Below are 3,133 nucleotides of genomic sequence, written 5' to 3' on the forward strand. Positions count from 1 at the left end.
TACTAAATCAACGAATGGCCATGGTTTTTCAATCGTGGATTTCTAAATTGTCGTGTACAGAGATATAAAAGGCAATAGATAACCAAAAGTGACTGCGTTTAAGTTTCCTTGTCCACAGTGTATAAAACCCACTAACAATAACGCCAGTTGATAGCACCCATTGAACAGAAACTAAAGAAAGCTCTGAAAGGGACAACTTATCGAAGCCTGTTTCAAAGAAAGTAGACAGGTAAGCTAGTACAGCTAATAAGGATAGGAAACCTAGTACGATGTTGAACTTGGTTAGCATATTTTTAAGTGCCTGATCTAATTTTCATAAAATTGATAAAACCTATAGCCGACTAAGTTTGAACTACATAAATAATAAAAAAAGTCCAATAGAAAAATAAAAATTCATTCTGATATAAAACCGAAGCCTCAACCTTCTTTCATTAAGCTCTTCTATCTCGCCTCTATTTTTAACCGACTTGTGGTACATATGATCGGAATAAAATGGGATACCCAAAAATGCGACATCTAAAATCACTCCCGCCTTTCTTAATGCCTTAATGAAAAGCGCCTCTTCGATCATTCTCGCGACTACCGATATAGCGCACCAATATACTACTAGGATCACTTAGATATCACCAAAATCAGTTGTAGATGGAGCATAGTAGGTTTCATTATAAGAAAAGCTTGGTATACCAAGACCAAAACTAAAACTAACTCCATGCCAGTTTGAGCTACCATCTTTGAAGACACTAACACTATAGTAACCAGCTCCGATAGTGAATGACTTAAACAAACCATCCCAAGAGCCACTACCGATAGCAAGGTTGACTTCAACCCCCCCACCCGCAGCTATACCTGCTTGTGATCCATACCCTCTTCCTGGCTCAATATGTCCAGGTCCATATTCATTAACAGGAACGTATTTCCATTGGGATACATCTCCTTCAATCACTTGTAGACTTCTGCCAATGGTACCGGGGCCGTTCATCATAGTTACATTACCCTCTAAGCCAACACCACCAGATAGCCTACCTATTGCATTGAGATTTGGATCACCAACTGATTCAGGGTCACGTAAATCATGATGCTGTAAATCATTAAACATCCTCGAAAACGTCCCGGTAATCGCCCCATTAACAAACTTACCACCCACCAGCTTCGATACGGTTCCTCCAACCACTGCGGATATTGCTGCATTTTTCGCATAGCCTGCTGCACCTCTGGGCGAACTACTCACACCAAGACGACGATACCCACCAGCAACAGAAGCACCACACCTTGTAATTTTTTATTTCGGAGATTTAGTTTTATGTGCAACATGCATCATGATTAAGCCCAGCAATATAAAACAACCACCAACTATATAGCTTTGAGTGTCACTTAAAATGATCCCTCTACCAGTTCTCTGGGTCAAAGCTATAAGCAAACCAACGACTGTAAGTACAAAACCAATTACCATTAACATTTATTTCCACTCCATACCTGCAAAGCCATACATGAAACCAGCCCCATAACCTAACATCCCTGGCATACTCAATGAAGGAGCCCCTGTCGCTGGTAACATACTTACCATGTAATCCATAACAAACGCGTCACCAGTCATATCTGCTCCAAACCTTGAAGAGATCGCGTAAACACCTTGATTGAACTCTAGGTATCCAGTTGCCACTGCTCCCCTAACTAAAGTTGATGAAGCTATGTATCCAACAGCGGCGACATTCAGAAATGGAGTTGAATTAGCAAGCATTCCATTTGGAGGGTTCATAAGATCTACATAACTAATATCACCTTCACTATTCACAGTAGTGACATAGTTACCAGATCGATGGTACTGCGCTTTCGATGAATAGATTTTCTTTTGCTGAGATCTTATTTCCATTTCTAAGGTCTCAACTTCAAGCGCTCTAATCTTGCTTTCCCTTGAGGCATGCGCCTCATCATTAAACATTCGAGAAAACGCTGCAGTAATCGCGCCATTCGCAAATTTACCACCGACTAATGCTGATACAACAACATTCTTTGTGCGGGCAGCAAAACCACTTGCACCAGCACGAACCCCCATTCTGCTGTATGCATTTGTCACCTCCATCACCTGCGAGAATCCCGCACTCACAAAGCCATCTTTAAACTTGCCTCCTCTGAGTACACTCATGCCTCCCCCTGCAACACCGTGGGCAAGCACTTTGGCCGCCCTCCCAGCGATCGAGAGTCCGGAAGTCGGGCCAAAGGAGGCGCCTATCACACCAAACACCCCGGCACTCAGTGCTCCCAAGAGTCCTTGCTGAAGATCTCCACCGCTGGCGATTAAGCCGGATATAAACCCTTCGACACTAGACTCCAAATTATCACGACAACCAAAACACCCAATACTAAAAAAGTACTATCGCTAGCCCGAATATAAAACCTGCGACTTTCAGAGTTTCTGTTTTTACGGACTGCCAAAAAATCACCTAATAGGTGCTGCAATAAATTTATTCTTTACAAAAAATTGATATTCTAGTGTATTTTTTTTACCCTCTCGAGCGACCTCGATATTAATAGAAATTACTTCATTAGTTTCAGAAGCTTTCAGAATATCGCTAGTTAATATATTCGTCACCATAATTACATCATAACGGAATAACCCTTCGTATAACTCTCTTGTATCAAGAGACACTTCACTATTATGTATAGTGCCGATACCATTAATAACTATTCTTCCAATATTTATTTTCCTCCCACTATCTCGAGAAAAAGCAGATATCGCCAAATCATGAGATTCATAATTTGATCGAGGGATAAAGTAAGGAGCTACAAGAACCCCATCAAAAATGAACTTTTTAACATTTTCAGATTCTATTGAATAATTCCTATAAAACTCTTCAATATCTGGATTGCTAAAATCACTCACTACTGACTGATTACAACCAAGAATAAATCCGAACATAGCAATTATTACTGCCCTAAATTTATAATTCATGGATACCACCTATCAATTTTCCCCACGCACATTTCCACCAAAAACATAAGGTATTACATCGAGAAGACCATGCCCCATAGTTCCAGATACAAAATCAATAACTCCAAAAGGTTGAATTAATGCAGAAACAGGAGCCGGATTTACATAATTATATGTTGGCATATAAGTACCTACCTAAAAGTT

Annotated in this window: 5 protein-coding genes; all 5 read right to left on the reverse strand. The window is 40.3% G+C overall.

Features of this window, described 5'->3' with window-relative positions:
• Positions 1-616 precede the first annotated feature (616 nt).
• Positions 617-1,228 carry a hypothetical protein gene (locus tag DKW60_RS15570; protein ID WP_109838586.1) on the reverse strand — a complete coding sequence of 204 codons (612 nt, stop codon included), beginning with the start codon at positions 1,226-1,228 and terminating at the stop codon, positions 617-619.
• Between the two features lie 51 nt (positions 1,229-1,279).
• On the reverse strand, positions 1,280-1,456 hold the full coding sequence (locus DKW60_RS23730; RefSeq protein ID WP_181389733.1) for a hypothetical protein: 177 nt from the start codon (positions 1,454-1,456) through the stop codon (positions 1,280-1,282).
• Positions 1,457-2,143: a hypothetical protein gene (locus DKW60_RS15575; protein ID WP_146203498.1), complete on the reverse strand. Its 687-nt coding sequence runs from the start codon at positions 2,141-2,143 to the stop codon at positions 1,457-1,459. It abuts the gene before it with no gap.
• Positions 2,144-2,437: 294 nt separating this feature from the next.
• Positions 2,438-2,950 carry a hypothetical protein gene (locus tag DKW60_RS15580; protein ID WP_109838588.1) on the reverse strand — a complete coding sequence of 171 codons (513 nt, stop codon included), beginning with the start codon at positions 2,948-2,950 and terminating at the stop codon, positions 2,438-2,440.
• Positions 2,951-2,962: 12 nt separating this feature from the next.
• Positions 2,963-3,112: a hypothetical protein gene (locus tag DKW60_RS23735; protein WP_181389734.1), complete on the reverse strand. Its 150-nt coding sequence runs from the start codon at positions 3,110-3,112 to the stop codon at positions 2,963-2,965.
• Positions 3,113-3,133: the final 21 nt, after the last annotated feature.

The sequence above is a fragment of the Leucothrix pacifica genome, assembly GCF_003172875.1.
Classification (GTDB): Bacteria; Pseudomonadota; Gammaproteobacteria; order Thiotrichales; family Thiotrichaceae; genus Leucothrix; species Leucothrix pacifica.

Bases quoted from the DNA above. Each gene is read 5' to 3' on its own strand.
- DKW60_RS23730 (WP_181389733.1), bottom strand. From the start codon at position 1,456: ATGTTAATGGTAATTGGTTTTGTACTTACAGTCGTTGGTTTGCTTATA.
- DKW60_RS15575 (WP_146203498.1), bottom strand. From the start codon at position 2,143: ATGAGTGTACTCAGAGGAGGCAAGTTTAAAGATGGCTTTGTGAGTGCG.
- DKW60_RS15580 (WP_109838588.1), bottom strand. From the start codon at position 2,950: ATGAATTATAAATTTAGGGCAGTAATAATTGCTATGTTCGGATTTATT.
- DKW60_RS23735 (WP_181389734.1), bottom strand. From the start codon at position 3,112: ATGCCAACATATAATTATGTAAATCCGGCTCCTGTTTCTGCATTAATT.